The sequence below is a fragment of the Nocardia sp. NPDC051787 genome (genome assembly GCF_040681325.1).
In the GTDB taxonomy this organism is placed as follows: Bacteria; Actinomycetota; Actinomycetes; order Mycobacteriales; family Mycobacteriaceae; genus Nocardia.
In genome coordinates, this window is sequence record NZ_JBFAYO010000007.1 from 1 (window position 1) to 17,003 (window position 17,003).

At 66.0% G+C, this 17,003-nt stretch carries 13 protein-coding genes and 1 pseudogene; 6 read left to right on the top strand and 8 right to left on the bottom strand.

Going from position 1 to position 17,003, the window contains the following annotated elements:
- The first annotated feature begins 100 nt into the window (after window positions 1-100).
- Genes AB0M45_RS09410 through AB0M45_RS09425 form a run of 4 tightly spaced genes read left to right on the top strand, consistent with a single transcriptional unit; the run spans window position 101 to window position 3,108 of the window.
- Window positions 101-601 (top strand): DUF3558 domain-containing protein, encoded by a 501-nt coding sequence (locus AB0M45_RS09410; protein WP_364325552.1) that lies wholly within the window; start codon window positions 101-103, stop codon window positions 599-601.
- A 17-nt stretch (window positions 602-618) separates the two neighbouring features.
- Complete coding sequence (locus AB0M45_RS09415; protein WP_364324923.1) at window positions 619-996, top strand: hypothetical protein; 378 nt, start codon at window positions 619-621, stop codon at window positions 994-996.
- Window positions 997-1,012: 16 nt separating this feature from the next.
- On the top strand, window positions 1,013-2,296 hold the full coding sequence (locus AB0M45_RS09420; protein WP_364324926.1) for a hypothetical protein: 1,284 nt from the start codon (window positions 1,013-1,015) through the stop codon (window positions 2,294-2,296).
- Window positions 2,293-3,108 (top strand): ESX secretion-associated protein EspG, encoded by an 816-nt coding sequence (locus AB0M45_RS09425; RefSeq protein WP_364324929.1) that lies wholly within the window; start codon window positions 2,293-2,295, stop codon window positions 3,106-3,108. The genes AB0M45_RS09420 and AB0M45_RS09425 overlap by 4 nt, the downstream gene beginning before the upstream one ends.
- 33 nt (window positions 3,109-3,141) lie before the next feature.
- On the opposite strand, the pseudogene AB0M45_RS09430 reads toward AB0M45_RS09425, so the two are convergent.
- The 5 genes and pseudogenes from AB0M45_RS09430 to eccD form a co-directional block, all read right to left on the bottom strand.
- Window positions 3,142-3,498: pseudogene (locus AB0M45_RS09430) on the bottom strand (pentapeptide repeat-containing protein); the annotation flags it as partial.
- 106 nt (window positions 3,499-3,604) lie between these two features.
- Window positions 3,605-4,036: a contact-dependent growth inhibition system immunity protein gene (locus tag AB0M45_RS09435; RefSeq protein WP_364324932.1), complete on the bottom strand. Its 432-nt coding sequence runs from the start codon at window positions 4,034-4,036 to the stop codon at window positions 3,605-3,607.
- 512 nt (window positions 4,037-4,548) lie between these two features.
- Window positions 4,549-5,376, bottom strand: coding sequence for an ion channel (locus AB0M45_RS09440; protein WP_364324935.1), 828 nt, complete (start codon window positions 5,374-5,376; stop codon window positions 4,549-4,551).
- A 255-nt stretch (window positions 5,377-5,631) separates the two neighbouring features.
- On the bottom strand, window positions 5,632-7,041 hold the full coding sequence (gene mycP / locus AB0M45_RS09445; protein ID WP_364324938.1) for a type VII secretion-associated serine protease mycosin: 1,410 nt from the start codon (window positions 7,039-7,041) through the stop codon (window positions 5,632-5,634).
- Window positions 7,038-8,504: a type VII secretion integral membrane protein EccD gene (gene eccD, locus AB0M45_RS09450; RefSeq protein WP_364324941.1), complete on the bottom strand. Its 1,467-nt coding sequence runs from the start codon at window positions 8,502-8,504 to the stop codon at window positions 7,038-7,040. The genes mycP and eccD overlap by 4 nt, the downstream gene beginning before the upstream one ends.
- Before the next feature lie 169 nt (window positions 8,505-8,673).
- Here eccD and eccCa point away from each other — a divergent pair, with 169 nt between their 5' ends.
- Window positions 8,674-12,705, top strand: coding sequence for a type VII secretion protein EccCa (gene eccCa / locus AB0M45_RS09455; protein WP_364324944.1), 4,032 nt, complete (start codon window positions 8,674-8,676; stop codon window positions 12,703-12,705).
- Window positions 12,705-14,144 carry a type VII secretion-associated protein gene (locus tag AB0M45_RS09460; protein WP_364324947.1) on the top strand — a complete coding sequence of 480 codons (1,440 nt, stop codon included), beginning with the start codon at window positions 12,705-12,707 and terminating at the stop codon, window positions 14,142-14,144. The genes eccCa and AB0M45_RS09460 overlap by 1 nt, the downstream gene beginning before the upstream one ends.
- A gap of 94 nt (window positions 14,145-14,238) precedes the next feature.
- Here AB0M45_RS09460 and AB0M45_RS09465 read toward each other — a convergent pair whose 3' ends face one another.
- The 3 genes from AB0M45_RS09465 to AB0M45_RS09475 form a co-directional block, all read right to left on the bottom strand.
- The gene (locus tag AB0M45_RS09465) at window positions 14,239-14,541 is read right to left on the bottom strand and encodes a WXG100 family type VII secretion target (protein WP_364324950.1); all 303 of its coding nucleotides are present in this window, start codon (window positions 14,539-14,541) and stop codon (window positions 14,239-14,241) included.
- Window positions 14,542-14,577: 36 nt separating this feature from the next.
- Window positions 14,578-14,895, bottom strand: a complete 318-nt coding sequence (locus tag AB0M45_RS09470; protein ID WP_364324953.1) for a WXG100 family type VII secretion target — start codon at window positions 14,893-14,895, stop codon at window positions 14,578-14,580.
- A gap of 553 nt (window positions 14,896-15,448) precedes the next feature.
- A complete protein-coding gene (locus AB0M45_RS09475; protein ID WP_364324956.1) occupies window positions 15,449-16,990 on the bottom strand; it encodes a serine/threonine-protein kinase in 1,542 nt (513 codons plus the stop codon).
- Window positions 16,991-17,003: the final 13 nt, after the last annotated feature.

Below are 17,003 nucleotides of genomic sequence, written 5' to 3' on the forward strand. Positions count from 1 at the left end.
GTGACGGCCGGGTGGAGGAAAACGGTGACGGACAGAGTGGGGGAATTCCGTGACGGAACTACCCCTCACCTGGAGGAATTACTTGACGGCTGACATAGTGGTGCTCAGCGCCGGATGCTCGCAGTCATCCGATGGGACGGCGACACCGAGTACTAGCATCGATAAGAAGGCTGCTACTGCGGCGCTGTGGGATCCGTGCACGCAGATCAGCGACCAGACGCTACGCAGTCTCGATGTTGATCCATCGACACGTGATTCCGGGGTCGGAGGAGTCGAGACGGAGGGGTGGAAGATGTGCAGTTGGAGCTCGTCACCACGAAATGACTACTCCTTGACAGTCGATTCTTCCATCTTTACTGTCGACGACTTTAAGAAGAAAGAGGGGAACGTCGATTTCGTCGAAATTTTCGTGAAAGGTCGTAACGGTTGGCGATATCACCGTTCTACTGATCATAAGAATGAGACATGCGACCTGCTCTTCCCGACGAGCAAGGGAACATTCGGGATTTCGTTCTACAACCTCTCACCTAGTGCTAAGGCGGTGCCATGTGATCGGGCGCTCGCTGCGGCCGATGTTTTGGTGCCGCTGTTCCCTGAGTGACTCGAAGGGGGAGATAAATGGGAGTGAACGAGGACGTCACGTTGTGGCGGTATCTTGCCGATGAGGCGAAGGCTGGTCATTTGTATCTTGACGACTCCGTCTCTCGCGACTGCCTGAAGGCATGTGAGGATCGGATCGGCGTGCTCAACGAGTGCCGCAGGTTGCTTCGCAACATGGAAAAGGTCACCGGTCTCGGCGACTTCCCCTGCGCGGACGAGCTTGCGAAGATGCTGGGCGTCAAGGCAATCGGCGGAGAGGGTGACTTCGATTCGGCCCTCGCCGAGCACATCACCGTTCTGGAGTTCATCCGGGATACGATCAAGGTCTCGGTTGACCGCTTGGTGGAGCAGGAGCGGGTCAACGCGCAGGCTCTGGCGAATATCCAGATCAACTGATCAGGGGGGAGTGGTTGTGAGTATCCCGGCGCTGGCGGCGGTGATCATCGCATTGCGGGAGCAGTCGAAGAGCGGTCCGCCGGATTCGTATGCGAACGCCAATGGTGATCAGAGTCCTGATGCGATAGCGGCACGGAATCGGATCAATGAAATTCTCAATGGCGGTTCCGGCATTCAGTTCCAGTCGTCGAAGGTTCCCGGGGGTTCGTACAAAAATCCCGAGGGTCTGGACGACATCTACGAGCGCGTGCAGAAGATGGATCAAACCGCGGTCACCGGCCTGCATCAGATGTGGGAGGGTCTGCGGAACAAGCTGCAGGACAGTCAGAAGGAGTTCGGTCCGGCGATTCTGACGGCGATCGCCGAGAAGTGGCAGGGCGGCGCCGGTGCCAGGGCGGCCGAGGGAATCCGCAAGTACGCCGACGAATCCCAGCAACTGGTCGCATCCGCGCAGATCGTCGCGGAGAAGGTGAAGCTGGTGCGGTCGGCGGTGGAGATCACCAAACCGGCCGTGCAGCCGGATTACCAGCCGACCTGGACGAGCAATGTGTCAAGCTGGGTTCCCGGTCCGACCTGGAAGTTGAACGATCACCGCCGCGACCTCACCACTGCCGCGAATGCCCACGTGATCAACAACGTCTTCTATCCGGCGGTGAAGGAAGGCGATACCCAGGTCCCGCTGGCGCCGCACCCGCACAATCCGGTGAACGATCCGGGCGCGAACACACCATGGACACCGCCGGGCACTCCTGGCCGCCCGAGCGGGCCGGGCGGCCGGCCCCCGAACAGCCCGGCCACCGATCAACCGTCGAACCCGCAGGATCAGGCGACGAGCCAGAATCCGGCCGACACAACCCCGGCAGGTGTGGACCCCTCGCCGACATCGGCTTTCGACCCGTCGAAGGCGAACCAGACCGCCCCCGCGGGTGTCGACCCCGCCACGACCACACCGGCGAGCACCCAGCCGGGCACTCCGTCCAGTACCGTCCCGGTCGGCCCCAGTGCTCCAGGGACACCGTCCGGCGCTCCACCCGGTGATCCTGGAAAGTCGGTGCCGGGTGCGCCGGGCACGTCCGTCGCACCGGGCGCGGGCCGGCCGGTCACCGGGAGGCCCGGCGTACCGGGAATGGGCGGATACCCCGGCATGATGCCGCCGGGTGCCCGCGGTCAACGCGACGACGAGAAGGAACACAAGTCGAAGATCAGCGAAGCCCTGGTGTCGCAGGAAAACGGTGAGGAGCTGACCGGCCTGGACGGAGCGCACCGCCCCAAGACGGTGCCCCCGGTGCTCGGCGGATGAGCATTATGCGGCAGTGGACATTCAGCGCCCTGGGCTTTGCGGTGCTGTGGCGTGGTATCGACCGCGATGTGCTGCCGTACCCACTGCGGTACCGGTCCGATCACGACACCGTCGATGCCTATGTGGAGGCGTGGAAAGCAGAGGCGGCCGACCTCGCCCAGCGGATGGACGAGGACATCTACACCGCCCTACGGCTACTCGACGAACCGGAAGCGCGCATCGAGGCCGCCGGATTCGCGGGCGCCGCAACCGGATCGGCGAGCCTGCTCCACGGCGGCGACCCAGAGCACCGCATCCGTGTGCATGCCGCCGTGCACTACCGGCACGCCGTGCTGCTGACCCAGGAGCCGACATCCGATTCCGCTGGGCAAGTGCATATGTCGCTCATCGATGCCGACGCCGTGGCCCGCCATGTGCTCGGCGCGCTCCCGCAAACGGCGCGCGGCACCGGCGCCGCCCTCCAGGTATCCCGGTACGACCTCGATGACGAGGACCGCCCGTTCACCGCATTCCACGACGACTCCCCATGCTCACCCCGCGAACAGGCACGACGATTCTTCGAACGCCCCCGCAGCACCATCGTCCACTTTGCCGTCCACCCCGGCCCCGCCTGGGAAAACCGCCCCTCCGCCGCCCGCGACCTGCACGTCATGGACTTCCCCGACGGCCGATACCTGATCCGCCACAACAAACACGAGATCTTCGCCGAACCCACCGACACCACGGCCCTGAACACCTACCTGCGCCGCCTGATCGACACCACGGTCGGCGCATACCGCGAAGACAACGACCCCAACTACAGCTACAGCTGACATCCGGAGTCGAATGTTCACAGTCACCTGCGATCATCGGCTCGGAAACCATCCGGAGGGGTGGTCTTCCGCGGTCCTACTGAACATCCACGTGTGGCGCCGTTCTGAGCAAACCACGACAGCAACTCTGTGCCAGCGAGGAGGACGGGTGCGTCGGTGCCGATGTCGATCAGCCCTGGAATAGTCCCGCTCGCATCTGCAACCTGGCAGCCTGCAAACGGGCCTTTGCGAGACTGAGGCTACGAAAGCGGATTGCTGAAGAACGGCTCTGCGGAGATCAGATCCGGCAAAGACAGAGCTGTAAGCGGGGCCGCTCAGGTCGGCAGATCTGAAGTCACAGCCATTGAATTCGGCGTTTTGGACATCGGCTCCACGAAGAACCGCTCCACGAGCGTCACATCCGACGACGTAGTCCGATCAGCCGTCGAATCTAGCGGCAGGTTGTCGAAATGCCATTCCTTATTCGAGTTATTGCGCAGGGTAGATTTAATTGATTTTACAATAGATGCGCGGAACGCAACTCGTTGATACGGGCCGAGATACCGTCATCTTGGGGGAAGTAATCGTCCAGATCGTCCCTCTGCTCGAGACGCTGGACAACCGAGCGTAAGCGTACCGCCGAGCTGGAGTTCACAGTCCAGTAGTCTTCCGAGATCTGCAGTGTAGCCACGAGAAGATCACCGGGGTAGTAGTCACCCTCGGCGAGAGGATCCTGCTCCAACAGGTCGAGAGTCCGCGGTACAAGCACGCCGACTCCCTCACGTTGCCCCAGCAAAGTCCGCAGATCTTCCACACTCAGAGCGCGAATCATCTTGCGGCGCAATGCATGAACTGTCTTCATCAATCGCGTCGCATCGCTCGGTGGAGGCGGCCACACTACACCATCGATCTGTTCCAGAGTCAGGCTTTCCAGGTCCTCACCGGTCATATATCCTCACGTTCTGTTGATTCGTATATTATCTCGGCACGAATTGCTCACTGTAGTCGAGCAAGCGAGTTGCCTCGGACAGTTCCCTTTCGAGTAGGGGCCGTTCTTCAGCAGACAACTCTGGCCAACTCGGCCGCCTATTGATCTGGCCAATCCGTTTCCCCTCGCGCGCTGCGCGCCGAAAGCGCCGCGCCGCCGGTGCACTCCCGCCCGGATCTCTTCCAGCTGCCGTTGAGCAGCGTATCGACGTCGCCCGCAGCGGAATCTAGCGCAGACCGCAGCGAATCGGCGATGTCGCATACGTACTTACCGACCTCACGCACTGCATCGGGCCAACCGAAATGCCTTGGCCGACACGAGTTATCCCCCAGGTTGACTCACAAGAGCGGATACAAGCCGGGCGTCCGAAGCTGTGCAACGGCCACGCACGGGAGAATTTTCGATCAATCCGCGATTTGTGCGCATCGCCGTGCATGTCGAGCTTGTGTTGCAAGCAGCGTGGACCCTGCCTGTCAGGGCATGCGATCGGTCTCCGCGCGGAAGTCGGCTGTCGACCTGGCGAATGCGGCGACCTCGGCGCGCAGGGCGCGGATCTCCTCGGCGAGGAGGCCGATCTCGATATCGGTGCGTTTCGCGGATCTTTCGACGGATCTCAGCTGGTCCATCACCCAGCTGGTGGTGGTGCCGATGGCGAAGCTGATCAGGCCGATGCCGAACGTCATCAGGATCAGTGCGACGAAGCGACCTTCGGTCGTCACCGGATAGACATCTCCATAGCCGACGGTCGTCACCGACACCATCGCCCACCACAGCGCGTCGCCGAAGCTATCGATCTTGCTGTCTGCGACACCATACTCGGCATCGAAGAATGCCAGGCTGCACAGAAGAACCACGAGCACCGAGCTGGTGGCGACGAACACCGCCATGCGGGCGCGGGTCACTGTTCTGCGGTTCACGGTGTCGATCAGCAGCAGCGCAGCCCGGACCAGTCGTACCGGACGGAACGGCGGCAGCAGCACGATCAGCAACTCCAGCGGATGGGTGCGGACGAAGCGCCAGCGGTTCGTGGACAACCACAGCCGGATCGCGAAGTCTGCCGCGAACACCACCCAGATCGCCACGTCCGTACGGGTGAGCCAGACATCCAGTTCCGGTGACGCGCCGGTGTCGAGCACGTACCAGGCGTAGATGCCGACGAAGCACACCGCCAGCAGGATCATCGGCGCATTCGTCGCGCGTTCCCATGCCTGCCTGCGGGTGAGCACGGGTCTGCTGTCGGACGTTTCCACACCGGATTTGCTGTGGGCCGTGGGCTCGGATTCGGACGTTACGTGGGACATGGCGCTACCTGTGTCGATCTGATGCGGTACTCAGTTACCGCATTGCAACACGTGCACGCTACCTGTCGTCCGTGTACCGCTTCTCCGAACTCGGTGCTCGATCGCTGTCACACAGCGCGGCGCGGCTCGGGAACGAGGCGACACGGCCGAGCATCAGCCTCGTATCGTCCCGCTCACCTGCGTCGGGATGGTTGCCCCACCTGCAAGCAAGATGTCCCGAACTGCGTCCGGCCGTGTCGCGTGACTCCGGAATTCTCACTCGTCCTCATGGACGCCGAACCGGCGGCGGATCGGGAACGAAGCGAGCATGCCCAAGACGAGCAGTGCCGCGACGCTACCGCTGCCGATCAACGCCACGTTGCGCGCGCGGTGGTCCGGCAGGGGAGGTGGCGCGGGAATCGGCAGTTGCGCACTCAGCGCCGCCGCCGGGCGCTTGGGTGGAAGTGTCTTCGGTACCTCTGCCGTCAGCGCGGCGACCGGATCGATCGCGCCATAGCCCACGTACGGATTCCAACCCTCGCCCGGCGCGTGCGCCGTGGCCTGGATACGCTTGATGACGTCGAGAGCGCTGAGCTCGGGAAAGCGAGCGCGGACCAGTGCGACCACCCCGGACACATAAGGCGCCGCGAAGCTGGTGCCCTTGAGCGGTGCCAGGCTCTGGTTCTCGTACTTTCCGGTGATGGTGCCGGTTCCGCGCGGATCGAGCGAGACGATGTCCTCGCCGGGCGCCGCCACGCCGACCCACGGCCCCGGCACGGTGAAACTCGACGGTGCGCCGTTCTGGTCGATTGATCCGACCGTCAGGACGTAATCGTCGTAGCGTGCGGGCGTGACGTTGGTGGTCACGTTGTTCCACGGATCGCCGTCCGGCTTCAGCGGGTCGATGCCGGGGTTGCTCGGCTTGCAGTTGCCATCGGTATTGCCCGCCGCGACCACGACGACGGCGTCCATTTCCAGTGTCGCGTAACGCACGGCGGCGCCGACCGGGCCGTCACTGAAGTTGTGGCTGCTGGGGACGCAGGAGACCAGCGAGATGTTGATGACCGAAGCGCGCCGGTCGGCGGCCCGCCGGATCGCGGAGGCGAGCGCTTCGATCCTGCCGTAGCCCTTCGGTGGGTCTTCCGGTCTCTTGTCCTGTCGGCCGGGGACTTCGTACAACGCGCTGGTCTGGCGAATCGACAGAATCCGCGCCTCCGGTGCGACGCCGGAAAAACCTTGCCCCGCCGCGGGTTTCGCGGCGATGATACCTGCGACCACCGTGCCGTGGGCGTCGCAGTCCTCGCTGATCCCGTCGCCACCGTCCGCGACGTAGTCGCCTCCCGCTTCCAGATCGGGCAGGCGCGGGTGCGAGGCGACCCCCGTGTCGATCACTGCGATGAGCTGACCTTCGCCGCGGGAGAACTCCCACGCGTGCGGCAGATTGAGCGATCGCTGGGGAATGGGAACGGCAGGGCCGTCGCCGCCCTGCTGCGTGGAGTAGCACGGCGCGTTGGCGGGGCGCTCGGTTTTGTCCAATGGACGAGCCGGATCACCCGACGGCAGTTGGCCGGGATCGACCGGCGGCGGGCGATCGGCGTGGGCGATGCCTTGGCCAACGCCCACTCCGAACGACACGCTCAGCGACAGCACCGCCGCGGCCGCGCCGGTGCGAAGTACGCGGTTCACAGCCCGCGGACGAGGGAGTAGAGGTCGGCGACCCAGAACACCAGGGGCAGCACGGCCGCCACGAACGCGTACTCGAGCAGTTCGACGCCGCGGCGCATCGGCGGTGTGGCCGACTGGTTCGGGATGATGATGCCGAGGATCAGCGCCGCGACCAGCGCGATCATCGCCGCACCGAACACCGCCAGCGGCTGGTCCATCGCGAATCCGGCGCCGACCAACATGATCAGCGCGATCGCCGCGCCGCCCGAGATGAGCACGACGGCTTGCTCCGCGCCCGCGTAGGTGCGACTGCGGAACATCAGCACCGCCGCGCAGACCAGCGCGAGCGCGATGCCTTGCCAGTACGGGTCGTCGGCCTTCGGGTCGGTGGCCGCCAGCGCCCCGACGGCGGTGACGAGCGTGGTGGCGGCGACCAGGCCCGCGAGGTACATGCGGGCTCGTTCCGACTTCACCCGCAGCACGTCCATAGTCGGCAGCGCGCGGTGATCGTCCGGGTCGTCCTCGGTCGGATCGATCGGCGTGCCCGGCGAAGGGACCGGCGGCAGCGGCAGTTTCGCGAGCAGCATGGACACCCGCGGCGCCAGCGAGAGACCGCCGAGCCCGAGTGCCGCCGCGCCCGCCCCGATCGCGCGTTCCGGTTGGTCGGTGAGCAGGCCGACCAGCGTCGCGGGCACCGCGTACGCCGCGAGGGCGGCCGCGCCGATGAACAACGCCAGACCGACGCCGGTGACCCGCCAGGTCAGGATCGCCGTCGCGCCGGTCAAGACCGAGCCGAGCAGAATGTGCGCCCAGCCATAGTGATCCGGCACGTAGAGCATGCCCGCGGTGAACGCGGCGGGCAGAGCGCAGCCGCCGAGTACCAGAGCGGTGCCCATGTCGCCGTACATCCTGCTCAGCACCATCGCCGCCACCACGAGCAGGATCGCGACGACCAGCGCGACCGAGCCACCCACCCCGATCGGCAGCGAGCCGGGGGACAGCAGCAGGCCGAGGCAGCCCACGATCATGGTGATCGCGGCGAGCACGGAGCCGGTGATCCGTGCGACCCGCGGGGTCCAGCTGCGGTAGTGGTCGGCGTCGGCGATCGCGACGTTGTACATGATGTCGTCGAACAGCGGCGTCGGCGCGGTGTGCGAGGCACTCTCCAGCATCAGCAGCTCGCCGTCGCGGACACCGTGCTCACCGAGGCTGAGCGAATTGGAGAACGGCGGGTGGCCGATGCGGGCGAGCACCCACTCCGCCGGCTCGAAACGCTCGCCCTCGTTGTCGAACTCGTTGGTGCGGCTGTGCTGGGCGACCATGTCGACCACGCTCGGAATCACCAGCGCGACCGGCACATCCACCGGGATGGCCATGTCGACCTGGGTGTGCTTGGCCAGAATCGTCACCCGGGCGAGGTCGGGAGCGCGAACGATCCCGCGCGAGGATTCTTCGTCGATGTGGTCAAGTCGCGCGTGCGTCAAGCTTCCCCCAACTCGGTCTGCTACCTCGTGATTCCGCGACGCCGCGGGCCGGGGCGAGCTTGCGAACCCACGGTCCGGGCAGCAGAATGCTGGTCGAACTGTACGACATGTCGGCTGTGACCTCTACACTGAGGCCGAATCACAGCGTTCCGAAGGGGGATTCTCGTCGATGAGCACTGTCCGCTTCCAGCGCCGTGCGCGCCGCGAGATGCCCCGATCGCCCGGCGGCGAGGTCACTCTGCAGCCGCCGCCCGAAATCCCCCGGGTCACACCGGGAAACCTGCTGCTGAAGTTGATGCCGGTCGTGATGGTGATCGGCATGGTCGGCATGATGGCCCTGCTCTTCACCCAGGGCGGCGGCATCGCGTCGAATCCGATGAGCATGATGTTCCCGATCATGATGCTGTTCTCCATGGTCGCCATGTTCGCAGGCCAGGGCGGTGGTAAGGGACAGAAAGCCGCGGAGGCCAACGAGGATCGCAAGGACTACCTGCGCTATCTCGACCAGGTCCGCAAGGACGTCGACGAAACCGCGCGCCAGCAGCGGGCTTCGGTGGAGTGGAGCCATCCGGAGCCCGAGTTGATCTGGATGCTCGCCGGCACCAGCCGTATGTGGGAACGCCGCGCGGGGGACAAGGACTTCTGCCACGCCCGCATCGGCGTCGGCGGCCAGCGCTTGGCCACTCGGCTGGTCGCCCCGGAGACCGGTCCGGTCGAGGAGCTCGAGCCGATCGCGGCCGTCTCGTTGCGCCGCTTCGTGCGGGCCCACTCGACCGTGCCCGACCTGCCGACCGCGATCGCGGTCAAGGGCTTCGCCACCATCGCGCTGGACGGCGATCGCGGCGAGGCACGGGACATGACTCGTGCGATGTTGGTGCAGCTGTGCATGTTCCAGGCGCCGGACCAGGTGCTCGTCGCCGTGGTCTGCGGACCGGACACCGCGCGGGAGTGGGAATGGACCAAATGGCTTCCGCACACCCAGCATCCGGACGCGCAGGACGGCATCGGCACCCAGCGCATGGTCTACGGCTCGATCCGGGAGGCCATGGCCGGACTGCAGCCGTTGCTCGGCAACCGGGTTCGCTACTCGCGCAACCAGCCCGCCAACGCGAACATGGTGCACATTGTCATCGTGGTCGATGGTGGCCTGCTCGAGGCCGAGGACGATCAGCTGCGGGAATCCGGCTACGAGGGTGTCACCATCATCGACCTGTGCGGCTACGCGCCGCGCCTGGCGGTGTCCCGCGGCATCAAGATGATCGTGGAGAACGGCGAGTGCGTCGGCCGCGGCGCGACCGGCAACCAGGAGCGCTTCGCGCTGATCGACCGGATCAGCCCGCAGCAGGCCCAGCAGGTGGCGCGCAGGCTCGCGCCCTACCGCGCGGCGACCCAGCGCAGCAGCGACGTGGAATCCGATGGCTCCGAGGTGATCTCGACCTGGGCGCAGCTGATGGGTCTCGGCGATATCGGCACGTTCAACCCCGAGCACGCCTGGCGGCCGCGCTACGGCCGGGAACGCCTGCGTGTTCCGTTCGGTGTCGGCGCCGACGGCCTTCCGGTGGAACTCGATATCAAGGAAGCCGCCGAGAACGGCATGGGCCCGCACGGTCTGTGCATCGGCGCCACCGGTTCCGGTAAGTCGGAGTTCCTGCGCACCCTGGTACTCAGCCTGCTCGCCACGCACTCGCCGGACCAGCTGAACCTGGTGCTGGTCGACTTCAAAGGTGGCGCAACCTTTCTCGGCCTCGACGGCGTACCGCATGTCGCCGCCGTCATCACCAACCTGGAGGAAGAGGCCGATCTCGTCGACCGCATGAAGGACGCCCTGGAAGGCGAGATGAACCGTCGCCAGGAAGTGCTGCGTGGGGCGGGCAACTTCGCCAACGTCTCCGAGTACGAGAAAGCCAGGGCCGCGGGCGCCGACCTGGACCCGCTGCCCGCCCTCTTCGTCGTGCTGGACGAGTTCTCCGAACTGCTCACCCAGCACCCGGATTTCGCCGAGCTCTTCGTCATGATCGGCCGGCTCGGCCGCTCGCTGCACGTCCATCTGCTGCTCGCCTCGCAGCGCCTGGAGGAGGGCAAGCTCAAGGGCCTGGAAGCCCACCTGTCCTACCGGATCGGCTTGAAGACGTTCTCCGCCAATGAATCCCGCCAGGTGCTCGGCGTCCCCGACGCCTACAACTTGCCGAACACTCCCGGTGGCGGCTATCTCAAGGCCGATTCCGGTGAGATCCAGCGCTTCCAGGCGTCCTACGTCTCCGGTCCCTACGTCGGCGGCGGTTCGCAGCGCGATATGTCCATCGCCACTCAGTCCGGCGAAATCGATATCCGCGCACGGGCGTTCACCGCGACGCATGTCGCTTTCCGTGCCGCGGATCGCGTTCCACTGCCGCCCGAGCCCAGTCTGGAGCCCGAGCAGGACGAGGACGGCGAGCAGCTGTCCAACCTGAACATGCTGGTCTCCCGGATCCGCGGCCACGGCCGCCCGGCGCACGAGATCTGGCTGCCGCCGCTGGACGAGGCTCCCACGCTCGACCAGCTCATCCCGCGCTCGATCATCACCGGCGAATACTCTCCGGTGGCCACGCTGCGCGCCCCGATCGGCATCGTGGACCGCCCCTACGATCAGCGTCGCGACGCGATGTTCGTCGACCTGTCCGGTTCGCGCGGCAACGTCGCCGTCGTCGGCGGCCCGCAGTCGGGCAAGTCCACCGCACTGCGCACCCTGATCATGGCGATGTCGTTGACCCACACCGCCGAGCAGGTGCAGTTCTACTGCCTCGACTTCGGTGGTGGCACCTTGGCGAGCCTGCAGGGTCTACCGCACGTCGGCTCGGTCGCCAGCCGCTTGGACGAGGATCAGGTCCGGCGCACGATCGCCGAGATGACCACCATCGTCCGGCAGCGCGAGGCCCGCTTCCGCCAGCTCGGCATCGAGTCGATGACGGAGTTCCGCAGGCTGCGCGCGGTGGACCCGTCCAGCAGCTCGGCGGCCGCCGGCGCGCACGAGGACCCGTTCGGCGACGTCTTCCTGGTGGTCGACGGCTTCGGCTCGATCCGCCAGGACTTCGAGATGCTCGAGCAGACCATCATGAACCTCGCGGTGCAGGGCCTGTCCTACGGCGTGCACGTGGTCATCGCGCTGAACCGCTGGGCGGAGGCGCGTCCGGCGCTCAAGGACCAGATCGGCACCAGAATCGAGCTGCGCCTGGGCGATCCGATGGACTCCGACCTCGGCCGCAAGTTCGCCTCGCTGGTACCGCAGGGCCGGCCGGGTCGCGGTATGACGCCGGAGTGCCTGCACATGCTGACCGGCCTGCCGCGCATCGACGGCAGCGCCGATCCGAACAACCTGGGCCAGGCAGTCGGCGACGCGGTCGCCACCATCGCCAGGCTGACACCGGGCCGCCCCGCGCCGCAGGTCCGCATGCTGCCCGAGCAGCTGCCGCGTGAGCAGCTGCTGTACCTGGCGGGCGACTGGCCGTCGCAGGTAGATCCGAACGCCAAGTGCCTGCGAATCCCATTCGGCATCAACGAGTCCGAACTGGCCGCGGTCTACATCGACTTCGTCGAAAGCCCGCACTTCATCATCATCGGCGACACCGAATCGGGGAAGACGACGCTGCTGCGCTCGCTGATCGAGGGCATCGCCGCGTCCAATTCCCCAGACCAGGCCCGCTTCATTCTCGGCGACTACCGGCGCTCCATGCTCGGCCTGGTGCCGGAGGGCTATCTCGCCGGTTACGGCTCGACGGCGCCGCAGTTCACCCAGAACATGAACGATCTCGCCGCCTACGTCAACCAGCGCACCCCCGGCCCGGACGTCACGCCGCAGCAGCTCCGCGATCGCTCCTGGTGGAGTGGGCCGGAACTGTACGTCATCATCGACGACTACGACTTGGTTGCCACCTCCGCGGGCAACCCGGTCCAAGCGCTGCTGGAACACCTGCCGCACGCCCGCGACCTCGGTTTCCACGTGATCATCGCCCGCCGCTCGGGCGGTGCCAGCCGGGCGATGTTCGAAGCGACGTTGGCCAGGATGCGCGATCTGGGTTCGGCCGGACTGATTCTGAGCTGCAGCAAGGACGAGGGCGTGCTGATGGGCACCAAGCGTCCGAGCCCGATGCCGGCGGGACGCGGCACCTACGTCACCCGGAATACCGAGGGACTGGTCCAGACGGCGTGGATGCCGTTGTCCTGATGTCCGACGTCGAGCTGGTCATCACCGAAGCGCGCATCTGGGCGCGTGGCGCTACCACGCACTGGGACCTGCCGCCCTCGATAGTGCTGGGCAGCAATGGTTTCGATCTGGTCGTCGGGCAGCCGCTGACTCCGCCGACCCAAGTCGGCTCGGTGGTCCAGTTCATGCCCGCCGACGCCATCGCTTTGCCACCCCGCACCCCGTCGGTGGTGGATGCGATGGGTGCTGTCTTCGCCGGCGTGCTGGACAACCTGCGCATCGCCACGCCGTGCGAGCGGATCACGCTGATCTGCCCGACCGAGTGGGGCGCCAGCCGCCGGAGTGTGCTGGACCAAGCGGCGCGTCGCTGCACGGCGGATATCGTGTTCGAGGACATCGCGGTGCGCGCGGTCGCGGCGGACGAGGGTACCAGCCACAGCCAGCGCACGCTGGTGCTGGAGTTCGGCTTGCTGACCACCACCGCCTCCACCGTCATTCGAAGTCATCGCGGGGTCCACGTCGAGTCCTGCGAGTACGAACCCGTCCTGGTTCTCGCTGAGATCACCACGGACGCACCGGAATTCGATGTGCTCTGCGCTCTCATCGACCGGCTGCTCGATGGTCGGCCGATCGATCTTGCCCAGGTGGTCGGCGTCGCCGATGCCGCGAAACTCGACCTCCTCGGAGCGGCTATCGAGCAGAGCGTAGGAGCCGCCGTCCAGCTACGTCCGGTCGCGGGCGCCGATCTCGTCCGTGGCCGCCACGCCGAGCCGAGCCGACAAGAAGTGGCACCGGTCGCGCCCTCGCACGCCGAGTGGATGCAACCCCTCCGGGAGCGTGCCGCGGCCCAACAGCCGGGGAATCGCAGGACGGGCGTCGCGCTCGCGGGGATCGCCGCCCTGGTCGTCGTCCTCGTAGCGGTCGCCGCGGTGATCCTGGTGAACCGCGAGGACGATACTACGGCGGCCGCACCGAGCACGGGCGCAGCGCCGCCCAGCGTCACGGCTCCGCCCGTCGGAAGCACGTCGGATGCGGAGCCAGAAATGTTCGGCCGCATCAGTTTTCGAGTTCCATCAGGTTGGCGTGTTGCGTCGGCGCCGGAAAGTGGTCGGGCGCGGATCGATTTCGTGCCGGAAGACGGTTCTCGGCAACGCATTACGGTGGTGCAGACGCCGCTGGCCGCGGGCTCCGGTTATGAACAGGTCGCCGCGAAGCTGGAGGTGCAGATCGCGCAACGCCCGGCCGGGGTGCTGACCGACCTGAAACGCGATGTCGTGTTCGGCGGCCGTTCCGGCTTGGCCTACTCGGAACGTCCTGGCGACGGATCGACTGTCCGCTGGCATGTCCTGTTGGAGTATGGAATTCAGGTCAGTATCGGTTGCCAGCATGCCGAAGAGGGTTGGGGTCAGTTGGAGACCCAGTGCGCTAATTTCGGTGACTCGGTGCGCGTCATTCCGTGATTCGACGGGGTGGCGCTGCGTCGCCACCGACTTGTGCATATGATTCGAGCCCCCGGTACCGGTACCGGGGGCTCGAATCGGCCGAGACGGGATCTCAGAAGAGGCCCGCCAGCGTGGTGTCGGTGGCCTGCAGGTCGGAGTTGCCGCTGCTGACCAGTCGGCCCGCGCTTTCCAGCGTGGTGTTCAGCTGGGTGATGTTGGTGTTCCACTGGGACTGCAGCGACGCGAACGCGTCGTTCGCGTCACCCTTCCAGTAGTTCGTCACGAAGTCGGTGACCTGCTTGTGGAAGTCTTCGAGCATGGACATGACGTTGCGTGCCTCGGCCACGATGGCCTGGGCGCCCGCGTCGACCTCGCCGAAGTTAGAGGCAATCCGCCCGGGGTCGTTCGCTACCATGGGGAGCTCCTTGTTGTCTGTGGTTCAGCTGTGGAATCAGGGAAGGTCCAGGCTGGAGGCCTGCGCGGCCACCTGCTGGGCGAACTGCTGGTCCTGATCCGCGAACTTCCGTCCAGCGTGGGCGAGCTTGTCCGAGGTCTGATCCAGCTGGTCGCCCAGCTTCCGAGCCTGAGCGAAGTAGCTGTCCATGAACGTGTCGAACGCCTGACGCGCCGCACCGCTCCAGGTGGCGGTGGTCTGGTCCGACTTGTTGTTCAGTGCGGTGATCGCGGTCTGCAGATCCTGGTGCCGCTGCCGGCAGTTGTCCACAAACTTCGTGATCGCCTCTTCGCTCGCTTCGAGCTGTCCTGCCATTTCGGCTCCTTTCGGTTCCCGTCTCGGCCAACGGCGGAAGCCTCAGTTGGCCTGTACATCTGGTTGGACGCGGTGTGGGTCTGATCGGTTCCATCCGACTCGGAAAAAGTTCGGCATCGCCCCACCAGATCAGTGCCCTGCGTCGTTGCGCGGCTCGTCCATGGTTTCGGTGGCCACATCCGGGCCCGCTCGGAAGACCACGGCGGACCGGGTCAGCATGACTTGTAACGCCAGCGCTCGGCTCCCCTCCTTCCCCCTGCTCGCTGCTGTAATGATCGGCGAGTGGGCTGGCTGGGTACACCTTACCGAACCCCTATGTCCGCCGCTACCAGCAGATTGCGGTTCAGCCGCGGCGAAAGTTGTTAGACCGGAAGAGAAGAGGCTATTGCGCATTTGCCAGCAGTGCATATCGCGCCGCCGCACGCTGCTGAGCATCCTGAAGCTGTGTGCCCCAGACATAGCCGACGTACTGTCGCGGTACCGCAGCGCGCACACGAAGTCGCTGACGCTCTTCGCCGTCGGGAGTACGGTGCCGGGCTGTCGTGGTGGCCGGTTACTTCACTCGGTTGCGCAGCACCGGAACCAGCCGGTCGAGCAACGTCTGCTCGGAGGACTGATTCCAATTCCGGACGGCGGCGACGGCAGCGGGATCGTCCAGCGGAATCACCGTGGCGCGGGTACCGGCGACCTGATAGGGGAGACCGAGCAGACCACCTCCGCCCGCTTTTTCGTCGCTGCGCACGGCCAGCACGTAGCCGTCCGGCGCGACCTCCAGCTTCGCGGTGCCCGTCAGTTCCCGAGGCGACGCTTCGTCGCCCTGCCCGGCGTAGTTCAGGTTGTAGACGAACCCGAGATCTTCCAGGAACTTGGTCTGCGGGGTACCGCCGAGGAAGATCGAGACCTGCGTGCCGCGCGGTACGTCCACCATCGTGATGGTCTTGCCCCGGAACACCGGGTTGTCCGCGCGCGCCTGTTCCAGTGGCGACAGCGAACTCGGTGCGGCAGTGCTGCTCGTCGCGGCGACGGCAGGGGCGGACTCGTCCCGGTTCAGCGTCCAGATGCCGATTCCCGCGGCGAGGGCGACGATGACGACGCCGATGCCTGCCATGAGCAGGGGCTTGCGGCGCGGCGATGGCGAGGCCGCCACGGTGCCGGCACGCGAGGCGGCGACGTGTGGTCCGGTCGCGGGCCGGGAGTCGAAAACGTGAATCGGGTAGGTCGGGGAGGTATTGGTGGCGGTCGGGTTGTAGCCGGGGGTCAGGGCGCTCGCGGCCGCGTCGGTGAATTCGCGGCAGCTGTTGAAGCGTTCGGCCGGGTTCTTCGCCATGGCGCGCGCGAAGACGTGGTCGATGGCCGGGGGCAGACCAGGGTTGACCGCGGTGGCCGCCGGCGGCGGCTCATGCAGGTGACCCATCATCACCAGAGCGGGTTGCGTTCCCGGGTAGGGGTTTTGGCCGGTGAGCAGTTTGAAGAACGAGCACGCGAGGCTGTAGACGTCGGCGCGGTGGTCGAGCGGGCTGCCGGTGAGCTGCTCGGGCGGGGCGTAGGCGATGGTGGCGACGAAGCTGCCGGTCTGGGTGAGTTCGGTGGTGTCGTCGTTGGATTTGGCGACCCCGAAATCGGTGAGCAGGACGCGTTCTTCTTCGCCGTCCGCGGGGGCGGAGAGCAGGAAATTGGCCGGTTTGACGTCGCGGTGCAGCAAGCCTTTGCGGTGCGCGTAATCGAGGCCCTTGCCGACCTCGGTCGTGATGCGCAGTGCGCGAAGCGGATTCATCGCGTGCGGGTCGCGGGCGAGCTCGGCGGCGGCGTCGGTGCCGTCCACGTACTGCATGGCGATCCACAACTGGCCGTGTTCTTCACCGCGGTTGTACACCGAGACGATGTTCGGGTGGTCGAGTCCGGCGGCGAGATTGGCCTCCCGCTCGAAGCGGGTACGAAACTCGTAGTCGCGGCTGAGTTCACCGCCGAGCACTTTCAGTGCGTCGGTCCTCGGCAGGCTGGGGTGTTTGGCCAGATACACGGTGCCCATACCGCCCGCACCGAGGACGCGCAGGATGCGGTACCCGCCGACGATGGTTCCGGGGCTCATCGCCATCTTTCACGATCTC

Bases quoted from the DNA above. Each gene is read 5' to 3' on its own strand.
- AB0M45_RS09415 (WP_364324923.1), top strand. From the start codon at position 619: ATGGGAGTGAACGAGGACGTCACGTTGTGGCGGTATCTTGCCGATGAG.
- AB0M45_RS09425 (WP_364324929.1), top strand. From the start codon at position 2,293: ATGAGCATTATGCGGCAGTGGACATTCAGCGCCCTGGGCTTTGCGGTG.
- AB0M45_RS09435 (WP_364324932.1), bottom strand. From the start codon at position 4,036: ATGACCGGTGAGGACCTGGAAAGCCTGACTCTGGAACAGATCGATGGT.
- AB0M45_RS09440 (WP_364324935.1), bottom strand. From the start codon at position 5,376: ATGTCCCACGTAACGTCCGAATCCGAGCCCACGGCCCACAGCAAATCC.
- eccCa (WP_364324944.1), top strand. From the start codon at position 8,674: ATGAGCACTGTCCGCTTCCAGCGCCGTGCGCGCCGCGAGATGCCCCGA.
- AB0M45_RS09460 (WP_364324947.1), top strand. From the start codon at position 12,705: ATGTCCGACGTCGAGCTGGTCATCACCGAAGCGCGCATCTGGGCGCGT.
- AB0M45_RS09465 (WP_364324950.1), bottom strand. From the start codon at position 14,541: ATGGTAGCGAACGACCCCGGGCGGATTGCCTCTAACTTCGGCGAGGTC.
- AB0M45_RS09470 (WP_364324953.1), bottom strand. From the start codon at position 14,895: ATGGCAGGACAGCTCGAAGCGAGCGAAGAGGCGATCACGAAGTTTGTG.
- AB0M45_RS09475 (WP_364324956.1), bottom strand. From the start codon at position 16,990: ATGGCGATGAGCCCCGGAACCATCGTCGGCGGGTACCGCATCCTGCGC.